The organism is Flavobacterium sp. (assembly GCF_044349645.1).
In the GTDB taxonomy this organism is placed as follows: Bacteria; Bacteroidota; Bacteroidia; order Flavobacteriales; family Flavobacteriaceae; genus Flavobacterium.
This window is the reverse complement of the sequence record NZ_JBIKQP010000021.1, coordinates 1-16,568: the sequence shown is the minus strand read 5'-3', so window position 1 is coordinate 16,568 and position 16,568 is coordinate 1. Positions and strand designations below refer to the sequence as shown.

At 30.7% G+C, this 16,568-nt stretch carries 17 protein-coding genes; 7 read left to right on the top strand and 10 right to left on the bottom strand.

Annotated elements, in window-relative coordinates:
- Window positions 1-5: 5 nt before the first annotated feature.
- The 5 genes from AC9UFV_RS05885 to AC9UFV_RS05865 all read right to left on the bottom strand — a co-directional run bounded on the left by AC9UFV_RS05885 (window position 6) and on the right by AC9UFV_RS05865 (window position 5,902).
- Entirely contained in the window at window positions 6-2,303 is a 2,298-nt protein-coding gene (locus AC9UFV_RS05885; RefSeq protein WP_509573807.1) for a choice-of-anchor L domain-containing protein, read from the bottom strand.
- Window positions 2,304-2,318: 15 nt separating this feature from the next.
- Entirely contained in the window at window positions 2,319-3,158 is an 840-nt protein-coding gene (locus AC9UFV_RS05880) for an ABC transporter permease (RefSeq protein WP_509573804.1), read from the bottom strand.
- Between the two features lie 40 nt (window positions 3,159-3,198).
- Entirely contained in the window at window positions 3,199-4,101 is a 903-nt protein-coding gene (locus AC9UFV_RS05875) for an ABC transporter ATP-binding protein (protein WP_509573802.1), read from the bottom strand.
- A gap of 113 nt (window positions 4,102-4,214) precedes the next feature.
- Window positions 4,215-5,273 (bottom strand): nucleoid-associated protein, encoded by a 1,059-nt coding sequence (locus tag AC9UFV_RS05870; protein ID WP_509573800.1) that lies wholly within the window; start codon window positions 5,271-5,273, stop codon window positions 4,215-4,217.
- Between the two features lie 92 nt (window positions 5,274-5,365).
- Window positions 5,366-5,902 (bottom strand): IS1096 element passenger TnpR family protein, encoded by a 537-nt coding sequence (locus AC9UFV_RS05865; protein ID WP_509573798.1) that lies wholly within the window; start codon window positions 5,900-5,902, stop codon window positions 5,366-5,368.
- A gap of 294 nt (window positions 5,903-6,196) precedes the next feature.
- On the opposite strand from AC9UFV_RS05865, the gene AC9UFV_RS05860 reads away from it, so the two are divergent.
- The 3 genes from AC9UFV_RS05860 to AC9UFV_RS05850 are packed head-to-tail and all read left to right on the top strand — an operon-like array spanning window position 6,197 to window position 8,351.
- The gene (locus tag AC9UFV_RS05860; RefSeq protein ID WP_509573796.1) at window positions 6,197-7,225 is read left to right on the top strand and encodes a histidine kinase; all 1,029 of its coding nucleotides are present in this window, start codon (window positions 6,197-6,199) and stop codon (window positions 7,223-7,225) included.
- 21 nt (window positions 7,226-7,246) lie between these two features.
- Complete coding sequence (locus tag AC9UFV_RS05855; RefSeq protein ID WP_509573794.1) at window positions 7,247-7,552, top strand: 2TM domain-containing protein; 306 nt, start codon at window positions 7,247-7,249, stop codon at window positions 7,550-7,552.
- A 31-nt stretch (window positions 7,553-7,583) separates the two neighbouring features.
- Window positions 7,584-8,351, top strand: a complete 768-nt coding sequence (locus AC9UFV_RS05850) for a LytR/AlgR family response regulator transcription factor (protein ID WP_509573791.1) — start codon at window positions 7,584-7,586, stop codon at window positions 8,349-8,351.
- Window positions 8,352-8,444: 93 nt separating this feature from the next.
- Here the strand turns inward: AC9UFV_RS05850 and AC9UFV_RS05845 are convergent, their stop codons facing one another.
- Genes AC9UFV_RS05845 through AC9UFV_RS05825 form a run of 5 tightly spaced genes read right to left on the bottom strand, consistent with a single transcriptional unit; the run spans window position 8,445 to window position 12,722 of the window.
- Window positions 8,445-9,218, bottom strand: a complete 774-nt coding sequence (locus AC9UFV_RS05845; protein WP_509573789.1) for a CDP-alcohol phosphatidyltransferase family protein — start codon at window positions 9,216-9,218, stop codon at window positions 8,445-8,447.
- 44 nt (window positions 9,219-9,262) lie between these two features.
- On the bottom strand, window positions 9,263-10,279 hold the full coding sequence (locus AC9UFV_RS05840) for a COX15/CtaA family protein (protein WP_509573787.1): 1,017 nt from the start codon (window positions 10,277-10,279) through the stop codon (window positions 9,263-9,265).
- Window positions 10,279-11,700: a CCA tRNA nucleotidyltransferase gene (locus AC9UFV_RS05835; protein ID WP_509573785.1), complete on the bottom strand. Its 1,422-nt coding sequence runs from the start codon at window positions 11,698-11,700 to the stop codon at window positions 10,279-10,281. Before AC9UFV_RS05835 ends, AC9UFV_RS05840 begins: the two co-directional genes overlap by 1 nt.
- Before the next feature lie 24 nt (window positions 11,701-11,724).
- On the bottom strand, window positions 11,725-12,108 hold the full coding sequence (locus AC9UFV_RS05830) for a GxxExxY protein (protein ID WP_509563929.1): 384 nt from the start codon (window positions 12,106-12,108) through the stop codon (window positions 11,725-11,727).
- Between the two features lie 41 nt (window positions 12,109-12,149).
- On the bottom strand, window positions 12,150-12,722 hold the full coding sequence (locus AC9UFV_RS05825) for an L-threonylcarbamoyladenylate synthase (protein ID WP_509573783.1): 573 nt from the start codon (window positions 12,720-12,722) through the stop codon (window positions 12,150-12,152).
- A 170-nt stretch (window positions 12,723-12,892) separates the two neighbouring features.
- Here AC9UFV_RS05825 and AC9UFV_RS05820 point away from each other — a divergent pair, with 170 nt between their 5' ends.
- The 4 genes from AC9UFV_RS05820 to AC9UFV_RS05805 form a co-directional block, all read left to right on the top strand.
- Window positions 12,893-13,684, top strand: a complete 792-nt coding sequence (locus tag AC9UFV_RS05820) for an NAD-dependent epimerase/dehydratase family protein (RefSeq protein ID WP_509573781.1) — start codon at window positions 12,893-12,895, stop codon at window positions 13,682-13,684.
- Window positions 13,677-14,507 carry a glycosyltransferase family 2 protein gene (locus AC9UFV_RS05815; protein WP_509573778.1) on the top strand — a complete coding sequence of 277 codons (831 nt, stop codon included), beginning with the start codon at window positions 13,677-13,679 and terminating at the stop codon, window positions 14,505-14,507. Before AC9UFV_RS05820 ends, AC9UFV_RS05815 begins: the two co-directional genes overlap by 8 nt.
- Before the next feature lie 4 nt (window positions 14,508-14,511).
- Window positions 14,512-15,675: a DegT/DnrJ/EryC1/StrS family aminotransferase gene (locus tag AC9UFV_RS05810; RefSeq protein ID WP_509573776.1), complete on the top strand. Its 1,164-nt coding sequence runs from the start codon at window positions 14,512-14,514 to the stop codon at window positions 15,673-15,675.
- 78 nt (window positions 15,676-15,753) lie between these two features.
- The coding region (locus AC9UFV_RS05805) for a glycosyltransferase family 2 protein (RefSeq protein ID WP_509573773.1) at window positions 15,754-16,568 on the top strand (815 nt) is incomplete at its 3' end.

Sequence of the window (16,568 nt, the reverse complement as noted above, 5' to 3'; positions counted from 1 at the left end):
AATATTTATCTCAATAGAGCAAAGTGTCCTTTAATTATTCTATCGTTATTTATAATTATGGTAAACCAATAATCATCTGCTGGAATTGGTTGCCCGTTATAGGTTCCATCCCAACCACTTCCTCTAGGATTGACTTGTGTTAGTAATTTCCCATATCTATTGTAAACATAGATTGTCATGTTAGGATATTTAGCGCTATTTTTTATAGTCCAAAAATCATTAAAACTATCACCATTAGGAGTAAAAAATCTTGGATAATCCAATACAAAAACCTTCGTAGGAGCTGGAATTTCGCAACCATTTATATCTCGAATATAAATTAGATAACTTCCTTCGGCTACATTATAAAACTGAGGGCTATCTTGATAATTAGTTCCGTCAATTGAAAATTGATAAACACCAATTCCGGTATAATTTATTACAATTGAATTCTCACTTCCTGAAAAATCTACAACGTCAACCGATGTAATTGTTCCAGTTCCTGAATTTAATGCGATAAATTTCTTTGTAGCTTGACATCCTAGTGCATTTGAAACTGTTACTGTATAAGTTCCTGGGGAGCTAATGTTTGTATAGCTCGTTCCGTCTCCATTACTCCATTGGTAACTTGAAAATCCATTGGATACGGCAATTCTCTTCGGATTCCCATTGCAGATATAAACGGTTTCATCTTCAAAACGAGATGGAGAAAAAGCAGTTACTTTTAATATTAAAGGGGTAATTCCAAAACAATCGGGACCATTAACAATTCTTGCATAAATAATTTGCTCGTAAATAGTTGAATTGGTATAATTATTAGGCAAAGAATTTTGTTGAACTAATGCATCATTATTGGTCAAATAGTATTCTACAGCTAATCCTGTTGGCAATCCTGTTAGTATTTGCGGAGTTGCATCGTTATTTAAATTAAACGTAGTAAATCCATCTAAATTACCATCTACATCACACTTAATAATTGGATTTTGCGCACCGATAATTTGATTAGATATTTGTAAATTCACTGTCGCAAAAGCTACACACCCAAAAGAATTTGAAACTCTTCCATAAACTGTATTTGTTGATGTATTTCTGTAGCTTCTTGGATTTGGAATCGGATTAATATCAGTAATATTCTCAAAGTAAACTACACTACTTAACTGAGTGTTATTTCCAGTAATTATCGAATCGACTTTCGTCAAATCAAAAGTCGCAATTCCATCATTATCGTCATCACATTGAATAAGACGCGAATTTGTTAAAGATGGTTTTGAGCTATATTCAATTGTTACTTCATCTGTTGCAACACAAGTAGTTCCTGTTAATGTGATTTCTACTTTATAAATTCCTGAATCTCGAACAGTATAAATTGGAGATGTTTGACCTAATATTTCCGAATTATTCTTAAACCATTTGTAGGAGTACAATCCTGGAATTGTGGCGTCTAAGGTATAAGTATCGCCTTCGCAAATAGGATTATTAGTTGCAATTAATTTATCAGAACCTAAATTTGCACCAACATTAAAACTATTTGCCCCAAGAAAAATAGCGGAGTCATATAGATTGTTTCCTTGATCAGCAATTACTAATTTTATATGATATGGGGTTCCTGGAATTACATTGGCTTCAGCCTTCATAATTACAGTTTGGCCATTAAAATTGGTTGGGTGATTGGTTCCATTAAATGCATCAAAAAAAGATTGATTTGCTGGAGGGCAAACACTTCCGCTTCCTCTAACAGTATTTATTTTTACAGGAATATTAGTGCCTGGAACAATAGCTAAATTTTGGTAGGGTGTTGAGTTATCTACTGGTTTCAATAAAAAAGCAAATCCATCTGTATAATTACATTGGTTGGCTGTAGCATTAATTAAATATTGTTCTGATGAAAATATATAATCGAAACTAACTTTATTAGTTATTGGAATGAAATCAAATTCTAAGACGGTTGCATTAATAGAATTTGAAATACCAAGCGCCGATTCTAAATCTGAATCACCAAGCCAGTTAGTGCCGCCTTGACTCAATATGAAATTATTAGGACCAACTGCAGAAGTTGCCCTACCTGTGCTCAATACAATCCCCTGAGAAAATGGGAAATTACTAGTTCCAGAATTAAAATAGCCATAACTATTTTGACCTCCGCTAGAGGGATCTCCACTAACAGTGAAATTGCTAACGTTAGCACATGGACTATTACCAACCAACACATTTTGCACTAATTGTTGTGCAGTATACGTATCGTTAATTTGAATGTACTGGGCGTTTATTGCTCTTGAAAAGCAAATTATTAGTATGAAATAGAGGGATTTTTGTGTAATTTTCATAACTACACAAAGATACTATAAATCTCGTTTTTTTAATAATTTATATGAAAGAAATACAAAAATAGCAGTCCAAGCCAAAACTATCATAATTGAACTAAAATGTACGCTGTAGTCTTTTCCATTTCCCGCGCCCCCAATTGCCGTTTGGATGTTCTTAATTACCGATAATCGAGAAAACGGCTCTACAATTAAATTTCCCATTGACTCTAAAGGAAAAAACTGCATTATATTATCTGCAGTTTTTCCTTCTGGAAATAATTTAAAGTTCAAAATACCTTTAGCAATTCCCTCTAAAATATTCCATACAAAAAGAAATCCAATTGCAAATGCGGATCTTTTTACAAGAATACCTAAAAAAAGACAGAAAGAAAAGAATCCAAGTAGTTTTACAAAATAAGCCAATAAATATTCAAGGTCAGAAAAAACAATACTAAATTCTGTATATGAAGAGAAGCTGTATCCGAGAATTAATGACATTACAAATACAAATAAAGTCGATACTGCTGCAAATACTACTACGGTTAAAAATTTTGAAAGAACAAATTCTTGTTTGCTCATTCCGTCAATCAAGTTTTGCTTTAAGGTTCCGTAACTGTATTCATTAGCCATCATTGAAACAATTACAATAGCTAAAAAGAATTTCAAGATAGCTGCAATGTAGGTGTTAAAATGCCATATATAAGGAAAATTGAATATCCCTTGCTCTGCAATATGAAGTTGGAAACTACCAATATTGAATTTTATAGAGGCAATTAATGCGATAAAAGAAAGTATGAAAAAATACGCTATTGATAATATTCTACTAGATCTGCTCAACCATATTTTTTGTAATTCTATTAAAAGTAATCTTTTCATTTCTATTTATGATTTTAGATTTTTGAAAGTGAAATTTATATTATTGTTTATTCTTTGTTAACTCCAAAAATTGGTCTTCCAAACTTGTTTTGCGTTTAACTAAATGATTCAAAAAGATATTATTCTCAAATAAGTATTTATTTAAATCGGCTGCAGCCAATGGACTTTTAAGATAAACAAGTACTTTTCCATCTTCTGTAACTACTTTTTCAATTGCTGAATGCGATTGTAAAACTTTTATTAAAGCATCGTTATTTTCAGATTGTAATTCGAAAAACCCTTCATTGGAAGACATTCCATCAACTGTTCCAGAATATAAAATCTTACCTTTTTGTAAAACTAAAACATGAGAACACACTTTTTCAACTTCATCAAGTAGGTGAGAAGCTAATAAAATAGTAGTTCCCTGCGAGGCAATTAACCGAATAATATCACGAATTTGATGAATTCCCTGAGGGTCCAATCCATTGGTAGGTTCATCTAAAATAAGAATTTCAGGATCGTTCAATAAAGCAGAAGCAATTGCTAATCGCTGCTTCATTCCTAATGAAAAAGTATTGAATTTACTGTTTTCACGTTCAACTAAACCAACCAGCGCCAGTTTTTCTTGAACCTTGGAATAATCAATATTCTTGATTTTGCATACCAATTCCAAGTTTTGTTTTGCAGTCATGTAAGGATAAAAATTCGGTCGCTCGATTATTGCCCCTACTTTTTTTAGTGCTTCATGGGTTTCCACTTTGCCCCCAAACCAGCTATAAGTTCCAGAGGTTTTATTAACTACATTTAAAACAATTCCTAAGGTAGTAGATTTCCCGCTTCCGTTAGGCCCTAAAATACCGTAAACATTACCTTTTTTTATCTCAAGTGAGACGTTGTTTACTGCGTGAACATATTTATTGTAAATTTTGTTCAGATTATTAATCGATAGTATTGTTTCCAAATTTTATATTTTTTATAAATGTATGACGTTTTATTTTTCTAATTGTTACAATAAAAAATTTTAACAAAAAAAATCCCTTATTTAAGTAAGGGACTTTATATTATTGTAACCGTCTAGCTTTTTTGCTCTTTGTTGAAATAAACCAAGTAATAATACATTTGTTTTTCTTCGTCCCAACCTTTTTCGACAAATTTTTCAGCGCTTTCTGGATTAATAAAATCCATCTTAATTTGAATGTGAGTATCTAAATTGATTACATTTTTTATCGATTTTCGAGCGTCAGAAACGGCTGAATTTGCAATAGGAAAAGTAGTCACATCTTCAATGCTGTATTTCTCTCCTTTGTCTACTTTGTAACTTCGAAATTCCGGGATTAAGTCAGGATTATCCATCACTTCATTTAAGAAATTACTTTCTTCAAACTGATCGTTTTTAGCAAAATAATTTACCGAACGGTTCATGAACATCACTTCTTGTTTTTTATCTTCAGCAGGAAAAACAACGTCTTTTGCAAATCCTTGACAGAACTTCAAATATTTTTTAGTAATAAAATTTTCGTCCTGAAAAGCATCTACAGATAGGAAATGTTCTAGCCAATATCTCGCATCGTAACGGTTGCTATCAACAGATAAAATCTTATAACCTTCCTCTTTTTTGTAATTAAAAATTAAGCATCCCTTGTCTAGTTTGCTGAGGTTAATCCCTTGTTGCAAAATCATTTCTAATGCTGTGCCTCGCTCTTCAAATTGTAAAAAATCTGTTTGAACTTCACTTTTAAAAACTCCAATTGCATCTACAACATTGTTATCAATATTTACATTGGATAAATAAGTCACATAAACTTCCCCGTTTTTAATATGCGGATGGTTCGATTGCTCAAATAAATGATTTGTTATTTTCTTAGAAACGTCATGAAGACTACTTGGGTTAGCAAAAACCTCCGAAGCAAATTTGAACATTTCATTGTAATCCAAATCCACTTCATGAGCAAATTGGAAATAGTTTTCCTCTTTTTCTCTGAAAGGTCGGAAGAAATATTCCTTCATCAGGGGTACAATTTCATCGGTAAGATTAAAAGGTTGTTCAGATAAAAATTGAGTTTCGTTTCTACTTTTATTACCAACTCTGTGAATGGATAACGTTTCAATGTGGGTATTATATAAGTTTAGCATTTATTATTTTTGGTTTTTTAGAAAAAAGAAGTTTTTTTCTTTCTTCTTGACACTATGTAATTGTATTTTTTGACTTTGAACCTATATTTAAACTACCATTTCTCCTCTGATCCGTAATCTTCAAAGCTGTCGTCCCCGCTAAACATATCTAAATCATCTTCGTCTAAATCGTCTTCAAATTCTCCGTAAATATCATCGTGCATGTCGGCTTCAAAGTTTTTTTCAATTGCTTCATCTGGCATTTCACCGTGAGAAAAAATAGTTTCAGGATAAATATTTCCTGGAATTTGTTCCTCAATAGCAGCCAATTCCACTAGGAATGTCCACATATTTATAAAATCGTAAACGTATATTATTTTCGTATTTTGCTTATCTAATAAATCTTCCAATTGATAATCGCTCATCGTTTTTTGTTCGCCTGGAACATCTCCAGAATCAAACATTGGAATCTCATCCTCCTGATTCCAGGTATCGTCACAAGTATAAAACGACGCGACTTCCATCCCGTCAAATCCAAATGAATTGAAAATTGCATTGTGTAAATCCTCCAAAGTATCGTCAGAAAGTATCGCAATATCTCTAAAAATATCTTCCTCCGCGTCTAGAATTACTCTAAATTTATAAACCATATTCTTAATTTTTGTAAAGCAACAAAGTTAAAATTAAATTTCAGATTTCGATTTCCCATTTCCGTTTTGTTAATAAGATTTTTTTCAGGAGCTATTCCGGCTATCATTCCAAATCCGCTTTATTTTTGCTTACGCAAAATAAAACGGGATTTTCCCTTCTATCCGGGCTAAAAAGTGGTGAAAAAGAACGATTGAAGACTATTTTTACAATTCATCCCAAAAATCCGACAATTCAGTAAATAATTAATCTGTATTTTCATCATCCGAATTACATTTGTATCAATTTATTAAAGTATGGAAAAAGATTGGTTAAATATTGAAAGTTGGAATCCTGAAATGATGCGCCAGTTCATTTGGTTAATAGCAACGTTATTCGTTTCAATTTGGATTTATAGAGTAATTTATTCAATTCATAAAAAACAAGAAGGTAAAGTCAAAGAGCAGAAAATTATTGCTGGAACTGCCTCGGCCAAATTTGAAACGCTAAAAAACCAAATCGACCCGCATTTTCTTTTTAATAGTCTGAATGTATTGAGTTCCTTGATTGAAGAAAATCCCGAAAGTGCACAACGGTTTACCACTTCATTGTCTAAAGTGTATCGTTACGTTTTAGAACAAAAGGACAAAGACTTGGTTCCAATTGAAGAAGAAATGGCTTTTGCCAAAACTTATATGAATTTGTTGCAAATGCGTTTTGAAAATAGCTTGACTTATGAAGTTCTGGTTGATAATTTTCATATTGAATCCAAAGTGGTGCCGCTTTCTTTACAATTATTGTTAGAAAATGCTGTGAAGCACAACATTATAAGCCAACAAAAACCATTACATATTAAAATTTACATCGAAAAAGATGATTTGGTAATTCAAAATAATTTTCAAAAGAAAGCTGTTTTACAAGATGGACAGGGCGTTGGAATTCAAAACATCATTAGCCGCTACGCTATTATCACCGACAGAAAAGTTACGATTGAACAAAACGAACACACATTTACAGTCAAATTACCAATTCTAACAAAACAAATTACAATCATGGAAAATTCAAATTACGATGAAGAGAATGCATACAACAAAGCAAAACGACAAGTGGATGAACTAAGAAAATTTTATACCAGTTTGATTTCTTATTCCTTAGTGATTCCGTTTCTTATTTTTATTAATCTCCGATTTAGCTCTCATTTTCAATGGTTTTGGTTTCCTGCATTTGGTTGGGGATTTGGGCTTACTATGAAGGGTCTTCGGGTATTTGGTTACGGCACCAACTGGGAAGAACGTAAAATCCAACAAATTTTAAACAAAGAAGAAAATAAACAAAACTGGAAATAATTAAAAAAATAAAGTTAGAAAATGGAAAATCAATTTCAACAAAACGAGCGTTATTACGCTGCAAAAAAAAGAGTAAAAAGTATTACAGGATTTTACGTTCACTTCACGGTTTATGTTTTTGTAAATATACTCCTGTGTATTCAAATTTACTTAATGAGCAAAAATAACTTTTGGAGATGGGAAAGTTTCTCTACGGCTTTATTCTGGGGAATCGGAATACTATCTCACGGAACAAGCGTTTTTGGTAGTAATTTACTATTTGGTAAAAACTGGGAAGAGCGTAAAATTAAGGAAATAATGGAAAAAGAAAAAAGGGCTAATCAATAATATCGTTTTTAGAAATTAAAAACCATCCAGAATGAAAACCATAATCATAGAAGACGAAAAACCAGCGGCAAGATTATTGCAACGCAAACTCGAAAAGTTAAATGTTCGGGTAGAAGTAATGCTTCATTCTGTTCAAGAAGCTATTGAATGGTTTTCTAAAAATGAGCACCCCGATTTGATTTTTCTAGACATACAATTGTCAGATGGATTGTCATTTGAACTTTTTGAAAAAGTCGAAATTAATAGCGCTGTAATTTTTACAACTGCGTATGACGAATATGCATTACGAGCTTTCAAATTGAACTCAATTGACTATCTTTTAAAACCAATTGACGAGGACGAATTAGCTATTTCAATTTCTAAATTCAAGTCCCATTTTTTAAAATTAAATGAAGCTATTTTTGCCAGTCAAATGGACTTTGAAAAAATAAAACAAATGTTTCAAAATTCATTCGATCAAAAATCTAAAAAACGATTTACGGTAAAAATAGGGCAGCACCTGAAAGTTATTTCAACCGATGAAATTGAATGTTTTTTTAGTGAAAATAAAGGAACTTATATTCACACTTTTGACAATAGAAATTATTTAATTGATTCCACTTTAGAAGTTTTGGAACAGGAATTAGAAGCTAAAGATTTTTATAGAATCAGTCGAAAATTTATTATTTCAATCAAATCAATTAAAGAAATTTTGGTCTATAGTAACTCAAGATTGAGAGTTATTTTACCCACTTATAAAGACGAAGAAGTAATCGTAAGTCGGGAAAAAGTAACCAATTTTAAAAACTGGATCGGTTAAAAATTAATTTAATTATTTTATTCAAGTAATTTATTTTAAAACACTGACAAACAGATTTTTAAATTACTACTATCGATTTATTCTATGGTGATTTTAAGCCTTAAAAAACGTTTTTCTAATGCCAATTATAACAAAAATAAATAACGTATAAACGATAAAAAACGGAACGATAAATTCGATCAAATTCATCGGTAACATAATCGCAATAATTAGTAATTGAAAACCCAATCCGTATATGGATAAAAACGTCATAAACCAATTTGGAAACGTTTTTACTTTGTAAGCTTCAGGATCTAAAAAGTGAATTATCTTATCAAAGGTTCCGTAAACCAAGGTGTAAATTTTAAACAAAATATCAACCGATTTTTGTGTTTCTCCAGGTAAAGCTCGAGGCGATTTGTACTCAAAAATTTTACTTGTAGTATCTCCACCCACCGATTTATTTCTTAAAATCACATAGTAATAATTGTATAAAGTGCCTTGTAATTGAACTCCAATAAATGCCAAAATGGTAAACCAAATTGTAGTTTTTGAGACATAACAAATGGTCATTAAAATCATGAAATTTAATACGATATCAAAAACACTATCGAGGTATCTTCCTACATAAGATGGTGTGTTTTTCAATCGAGCTAATTCCCCATCAGCAGCATCTATAGCCGATTTTAAAACAAGGAAAAATCCTGCCCAAAAATAATGGTTTTGTAAGATACAAACTATCGAAGTCAGTCCCGAAAGGCCGAACATTAGCGTTACGTGAATAGGAGTGAAGCGGGTATTTTTTAGTTGGATGGCAATTAATTTTCCAATTGGCCTTCCATAATCTGATAAATCTAAGAATTTATCTTTTTTTAATAGTTTAGACATTTATAGTAATGTAAACAACGAAATGCGACAATATAGTCTGGGTATTATTTTGTAATTTTTTTACAGTTTTCTAATAATAAATAGAGTTGTAAGCCAAAAATAATAGTAGCAATTACAATATGTACCGTTTGTGAACCAAATGGAAAATTGAAATAGAACATTGTAATTCCCGATAAAATTTCTACACAAAGTAATGCAATTACCCAATTAATTTTATTAGATCCTAATTTTAATTCTCTGTTTCTCCAAAACAAAAACAAGTTGGTAAATAGAACTAGTATCGAAAAACTTCGGTGCATATAAAAACCTCCTTTAGGATTTTGTAGCCAAACTTCCTTTGGTAAACCAGCTTCTACAATGGTATCAACCGATTCCCGAACCTGAGTTCCAAAAATAATTTGAGCAATTGTTAATCCTAATGCAACTACTAGAACCCATTTGAATTCAACGCTGAAAGTTCTTTCTTTCTGCTTTTCTTTAACAGAGTAAATCACAAACAATTGAACTGCAACAATTAGTAATGCGGCAAGCATGTGAGTGGTTATTTTATATGGGTTTAACACAGAATCAACGACTGTTTTTCCTAGCCACGCTTGGAATCCCATTAAGAAGCAAATCAGTAAATTAAGTAAAACCAACTTTTTATTTTCTTTCCAATAACCAAAGGAGAAAAACAACGCAATAACACATGCTAATCCCGCTAATGCCCCAATTAAACGGTTTATATATTCTACCCAAGTGTGTAATGGATTGAAAATAGCATATTCATGTTTGGTGTATTTCTCCCAATGTGTATTTTCAAAATTTTTTGCAGCAATAAAATCTTCTTTGGCTACTAATAGCTTTTCATCTTGAATTATTACTTGCCCTTTTGAATATTCTCTTCCTGGAGTGTATAGTAACTCTTTCGCTTCGGTAGGTGGAATGTAGTAACCAAAGCACTTTGGCCAATCAGGGCAGCCCATTCCGGAGCCCGTCATTCTAACTAATGCACCTGCAACTATAACTAAATAAACTAAAATTAAAGAAGCTTTTGACCAAGAAATAAAATATTTTTTCATTATTTTTCAAGTTTTTTTAATCCCAATTTTGCGGCTTTATTTAACATAAATTCATAGGCTTCATCGTATTCATTAGCGATTTCTCCTTCTAAAATAGCTTCTTTTATAGCTTCTTTTAAAATTCCAATTTCACGAGAAGGCTTTAAATTGAATAAAACCATGATTTCTTCACCGGTTATTGGTGGTTGAAAATTTCTAACATGATCACGTTCCTCAACTTCAATAATTTTCTTGCGAACAATTTCAAAATTATTGTGGTATTTCTTGAATTTCTTTGGGTTTTTCGTAGTAATATCTGCTTCACACAATGTCATTAAATCGTCTACATCTTCACCTGCATCAACTATTAATCTACGTACAGCAGAATCGGTTACCACATCCTCTGAAAGTACGATTGGCCGTGAACTCATCATGACCATTTTTTGTACAAATTTCATTTTGTGATTAAGTGGCATATGAAGCCGTTCAAAGATTTTCTTTGCCATTTTTCCGCCTAAAAACTCATGTCCATGAAAAGTCCAACCTTGTTTTTTATTGAATTTTTTGGTCGGTGCTTTACCAATATCGTGTAATAATGCTGACCAACGAAGCCATACATCATCAGTATTCGGACAAATATTATCTACTACTTCCAAAGTGTGATAAAAATTGTTTTTGTGCGATTGACCTTCAATTTCTTCCACTTGATTTAAAGCGGTTAATTCAGGCAAAATAATATCCAAAAGTCCCGTTTTATATAATAAAAGAAACCCAATTGAAGGTTTCTCGGTAGATAAAATTTTGTTTAATTCATCCACAATTCGTTCGCCAGTAATAATATTTATTCGATCTTTATTATTTGCAATTGATTGCAGAGATATCTCTTCAATTTCAAACATTAATTGATTTGCAAATCGTATTCCTCTTAGCATTCGTAAGGGATCATCAGAATAGGTAATATCAGGATCAAGTGGCGTTTTGATTATTTTGTTTTTTAGATCTTCCAAACCGTTGAATGGATCTAATAAATCGCCATAATTGTTCTTGTTTAATGAAATTGCAAGCGCATTAATGGTAAAATCACGTCGGTTTTGATCGTCTTCCAAGGTTCCGTTTTCAACAACGGGATTTCTACTTTCAAAATGATAAGATTCTTTACGAGCACCTACAAATTCAATTTCTGTATCTTCAAAACGCAGCATTGCAGTTCCATAGGTTTTGAAAACTTGAACTTTAGGTTTCTTTGGGAGCATTTCCGAAACTTTTAAAGCCAATTCAATTCCGCTTCCAATCGCAACAATATCAATGTCTTTTTTAAATTCTCTTCCTAATAAATAATCACGCACAAAGCCACCTATAACATAACTTTCTATGTTTAGTTCTTGTGAAGCTTTTGAAATTACTTCGAATATTTTGTTATTTAAGGCTGATTTGTAATTCATTTTTTTTAACCGCAAATTCGCAAATTAATTTTTTGAGCTAATTATGCGTTTGTACTCTAAAGATACTAAGTTGAAATTTGCTAGTATTGCTAATTTGTTTTTAGAAACTCTAAGATAATTTAAACATTGGTTATAATGACTGTTATTAAAACAATCTACAGTTTTAATTTCAAGTATAATTTTATCGTAAACTAAAAAGTCTGCATAAAATTTATGGTTTAAAACAGTATTTTTATAATTCACTGAAAATTCTTTTTCTCTTTGAAAAGGTATTTTGTTCTGTTGAAATTCATATTCAATAGCATCTTTGTAAACAATTTCAGAAAAACCCTTTCCCAGGTTTTTATGAACCTCAAACAGAATGCCCACAATTTCGTAATTTTCTTCTTTAAAAATATAATCTTCCATAATTTTATAAAATAATTTGCGAATTTGCGGTTAAAGATTATTTATTTTCTAATTATTTTTACCTGACTGTCTAACCCAATTTTAATAATCGTTGACGGTTTTCCAGCAATTTTATCTTGGTGCAAATTTACAACATAGTCCACACCTTTAATAATTTCTTGGCTAATATCTTTGAAAGCAATTGGAGTAGGTTGTCCAGAAATATTTGCAGAAGTCGAAACCAGTGGTTTTTTCATTTTCTCCATTAATTTGTAGCAAAACGGTTCTTTTACTAATCTAATTCCTAATGTTTTATCAGAAGCGATTAAATTGGCAGCTACATTTCTTGGCTCATCTAAAATAATTGTAGTTGGCTTTTCTGATAAATCAATTATTTGCCAGGCAACTTCTGGAACTTCCTTGAAAACATTGTAAATCATTTTTTCCCCATTCATCAAAACGATCATGCTTTTCGACTCTTCACGCTGTTTTAATCGGTAAATTTTTGCAACAGCGTCGGGATTTGAAGCATCGCAACCAATTCCCCAAACGGTATCTGTTGGGTATAGAATTATTCCGCCTTCTTTAATTATTTCGAACGCTTTATGAACTTCTTGGTTGATATCTGAATTCATTATTTGAAAATTTCAGCAAATATATTACTAAATTCCTATAGAAACCCAACCTTTTTTGATTGAATCGTATTGTTATTTTTATTAATTAAATTACATTTGCTACAATATTTAAGAACTAGGATTATTTTTATAATAGTAGCTTTTAAACATTTCTTAGCAATAATAAAATAATGATAGGAATAACAGGAGCTAAAGGCGTTTTAGGAAGAATTATTTGTCAAAAATTAAAAAGTCAAAATGTAGATTTTTCAATTTTTAATGATGATATTCGAAATGAAAGTGCTTTATATCAATGGCTAAAATCAGATGAAATTACTTACATAATTCATTTAGCATCAAAAGTTGCTGTTTCTGACGTTGAAAACAAAATCTCAGAAGCCTATGAAGTTAATGTTTCAGGAACTATTAATTTGATAAAAGCAATAGGCAAAATAAACAAACCAATTGGAGTTTTTTATGCTAGCACGAGCCATGTGTACGAAAGTTCTGCTATACCACTGAAAGAAACAGATGCTATCAATCCTATTAATTCTTATGGTTTAACCAAAAGAATTTCTGAATTACTTTTGCTAGATTATACTAATAAAAATAGCTCATTAAATTTATGTATTGGAAGGATATTTAGTTTTTACCATGAATCACAAAATCCACCATTTTTATATCCAAATTTGCTAAACAGATTTAAAAACGAAGATTTATCTAAACCGTTTAAATTATTTGGAGCAAATTCAACTCGAGATTTTTTAAATGCAGAATCCGTTTGCGACAGAATTATCGATTTAGTTAAAATGAATCACAAAGGAATTGTAAATATAGCCTCTGGAAAATCAACTAAAATTATAGATTTTGTGAAAAGTATTTCGCCAGTAGATTTGACTTTTGATATAGATGATTCAGAAAAGGTAAATCATTTAAATGCCGATATTTCTTTATTAAATAAAATTCTAAACCACAATGAATAAGAACGTTTCAATAATAATTCCAACTTTCAATAGAGCCGATTTTTTAGTCGAATGCATCGATTCTTGTCTTGCTCAAACGCAACCTTGTGAAATCATTGTTTGTGATCACGGAAGTACAGATACTACTCCTGAAGTGGTTAAAAAGTATGGCGATAAAATAAAATACATTCGAAGAGAATTGGATTCTGGAGTACATTTTTGTTGGCTTGACGGAATATTACATGCAACAAATGATCTCATTCATATCAATTATGATGACGATTGGATTTATCCAACTTACATTGAAGAATGCCAACAATTATTTCATGAAAATGTTGGTTGCGTTTTTTCTGACGCTATCGCATATCATCATGATGAAAAGAAATTTGGGCGAAATTTATTTAATTTAACCAATAGCACTGGAGTTTTTTCTACAAAATCACTTCTTAACTTTAATATTAAAAAATTAACTTCGCCAGGAGCTGGAATTTTCAGAAAACAAATTTTGTTGGATTCATTATTTGTTGGAAAAGTACCGTTTTCTAAAAATCATTACCACGGAGTTGGTCCAGATATATTATTTTCAATGATGAGCTGTATTGATTATCAGTATTTTGGATATGTAAATAAGCCCTTAGCGGTTTTTAGAGTTCATGAGAATTCTATAACAATAGATGCTGCTTCAGATAAGAAAAAACAATATAAAATTAAAATAGCTTATCAAGACGCGCGTATTTTTTATTTTATCACTAAATTCATTGATAATTTTAAAATATATTATTTAGCAAAATATTATTACAAAATAAAAAAGAACTTTATTAAAATAGCAAAAAATAAAAATTAATATAATGATTAGATTAGCCGAAAACACAATAACTCACGAGGAATTATTAGCTTTAAGCGAATGGATTCCTAATTCCCCACAATTAACAAAAGGCCCTTTAGTAATCGAATTTGAAAAAAAATTCGCAAGTTTTACAGGTACTAAACATTGTGTGATGGTAAACAGTGGATCTTCAGCAAATTTATTGATGGCTTATTCTCTATTGGAAGGGAATTATCTAAAGAATAAAAAAGTGGTTGTGCCTGCAATTAGTTGGATTACAACACTTTCTCCTTTTTTACAATTTGGCTTTGATGTATTATTATGCGATAGTAATAATGTTAATTTAGGTCTTGATACCCAAAAACTTGAGGAAATATTTATTAAAGAAAAACCAGCTCTATTGATTTTGGTGCATGTATTAGCACATTTAAATGATATGGAAGAAATTAATAGACTTTGTGAAAAATACGATGTGATATTAATTGAAGACGCCTGTGAAGCCCTTGGAACCTCTGATGTTAATGGAAAAAAAGCTGGTAATTTATCTTTGGCAGGATCTTTTTCTTTTTATTATGGACACCATATTTCAACAATTGAAGGTGGTGCTGTTACTACAAACGACACTAAACTTTATAATTTAATGCTATCTATTCGCTCGCATGGTTGGTCTAGAGATGTGGATTCAAACTTTAAAGAGGAATGGAAAAATGAGTTTAGCATTGATGATGTTAGAGAATTTTATACCTTTTATTATCCTGGATTTAATTTAAGATCGACTGATTTAAACGCTTTTATTGGGATTAGTCAATTGGATAAAATGGAGGAGATAATTAAAGTTCGAGAAAATAATTATAATCTTTATAACAAGTTTTTAGAAGGAAAATACTGGAAACAAGAAAGTAAATATTCTGAATTATCCTCATTTGCCTATGGAACTATTGTAGAAAATAGAATGGAAGTTTTCAATCATTTGAAGAAAAACAATATTGAAGTAAGGCCTTTAATTTGTGGAAGTATGGGTAAACAGCCATTTTGGATTAAAAAATATGGGCATACTCCATTGGAAGTTGCAGATGTAATACATGATTACGGACTTTATTTACCAAATCATCTGTATTTGGATGAAGAGAAAATAAAATTTGTATGCGATAAATTCAAAGAAGTGGCGGTACCTAAGTTCTTTTAATTTTAAAACTATTCAATATTATTTGCATTGAGATTCGTCTAGTTACTGATTACTTCATTTTATTTTAAAAAATAATTTATGACTAAAATATCAATAATTACTATTAATTATAATGACAAAATTGGTTTGTCAAAAACAATAAATAGTGTGCTAAATCAAAGTTGGCAAAAATTTGAATTTATTGTAATTGATGGTGGAAGTAACGATGGTGGACTTGAAGTGATCGAGCAAAATAAAGACAAAATTGATTATTGGGTAAGTGAACCTGATAAAGGGGTTTATAATGCCATGAATAAAGGCATAAAAGTTGCAAAAGGGGAGTATTTAATTTTTATGAATAGTGGTGATACATTTTATGATGATAATGTATTAGAAAAAATTGAAAACCAACTTACAGCGGAATTTGATATTTATTATGGCGATTATTATAGAGTTTATAGTAATTCAACCAAAAAAAGAACCTTTCCCGAAAAACTTTCTTTTTCATTTTTCTATTCGAGTTCATTAAGTCATCAATCTTCAGTTATTAGGAGAAAGTTATTTTCTGATATTTTCTTGTACAACGAAGAATATAAAATTGCTTCAGATTGGGAATTTTTCATTTATGCAATTTGTCATAAAAACGTTCCTTATAAATATTTAAATCTTACAATTAGTAATTTTGATTTCAGTGGAATTTCATCAATTGGTAAATTCAAAGATCTTGATAAGGAAGAACGCGCTAAAACAATTAATAAGTATTTTCCTCTTTTTGTAGAAGATTATACACAAGTTTCCGAGCTTAATTCAAAACGCTTTAAACAAATTTTTCATATTCAAAATTATTCAAAAGCCTGGAAATTTTTAAAAATGATGATCAGTTTTACGCTGTTATTTGTACCTAAAATTAATAA

Coding starts and splice junctions, on each gene's coding strand:
- AC9UFV_RS05810 (WP_509573776.1), top strand. CDS start 14,512: ATGATTAGATTAGCCGAAAACACAATAACTCACGAGGAATTATTAGCT.
- AC9UFV_RS05880 (WP_509573804.1), bottom strand. CDS start 3,158: ATGAAAAGATTACTTTTAATAGAATTACAAAAAATATGGTTGAGCAGA.
- AC9UFV_RS05860 (WP_509573796.1), top strand. CDS start 6,197: ATGGAAAAAGATTGGTTAAATATTGAAAGTTGGAATCCTGAAATGATG.
- AC9UFV_RS05870 (WP_509573800.1), bottom strand. CDS start 5,273: ATGCTAAACTTATATAATACCCACATTGAAACGTTATCCATTCACAGA.
- AC9UFV_RS05865 (WP_509573798.1), bottom strand. CDS start 5,902: ATGGTTTATAAATTTAGAGTAATTCTAGACGCGGAGGAAGATATTTTT.
- AC9UFV_RS05855 (WP_509573794.1), top strand. CDS start 7,247: ATGGAAAATCAATTTCAACAAAACGAGCGTTATTACGCTGCAAAAAAA.
- AC9UFV_RS05840 (WP_509573787.1), bottom strand. CDS start 10,279: ATGAAAAAATATTTTATTTCTTGGTCAAAAGCTTCTTTAATTTTAGTT.
- AC9UFV_RS05885 (WP_509573807.1), bottom strand. CDS start 2,303: ATGAAAATTACACAAAAATCCCTCTATTTCATACTAATAATTTGCTTT.
- AC9UFV_RS05815 (WP_509573778.1), top strand. CDS start 13,677: ATGAATAAGAACGTTTCAATAATAATTCCAACTTTCAATAGAGCCGAT.
- AC9UFV_RS05820 (WP_509573781.1), top strand. CDS start 12,893: ATGATAGGAATAACAGGAGCTAAAGGCGTTTTAGGAAGAATTATTTGT.
- AC9UFV_RS05825 (WP_509573783.1), bottom strand. CDS start 12,722: ATGAATTCAGATATCAACCAAGAAGTTCATAAAGCGTTCGAAATAATT.
- AC9UFV_RS05830 (WP_509563929.1), bottom strand. CDS start 12,108: ATGGAAGATTATATTTTTAAAGAAGAAAATTACGAAATTGTGGGCATT.
- AC9UFV_RS05845 (WP_509573789.1), bottom strand. CDS start 9,218: ATGTCTAAACTATTAAAAAAAGATAAATTCTTAGATTTATCAGATTAT.
- AC9UFV_RS05850 (WP_509573791.1), top strand. CDS start 7,584: ATGAAAACCATAATCATAGAAGACGAAAAACCAGCGGCAAGATTATTG.
- AC9UFV_RS05835 (WP_509573785.1), bottom strand. CDS start 11,700: ATGAATTACAAATCAGCCTTAAATAACAAAATATTCGAAGTAATTTCA.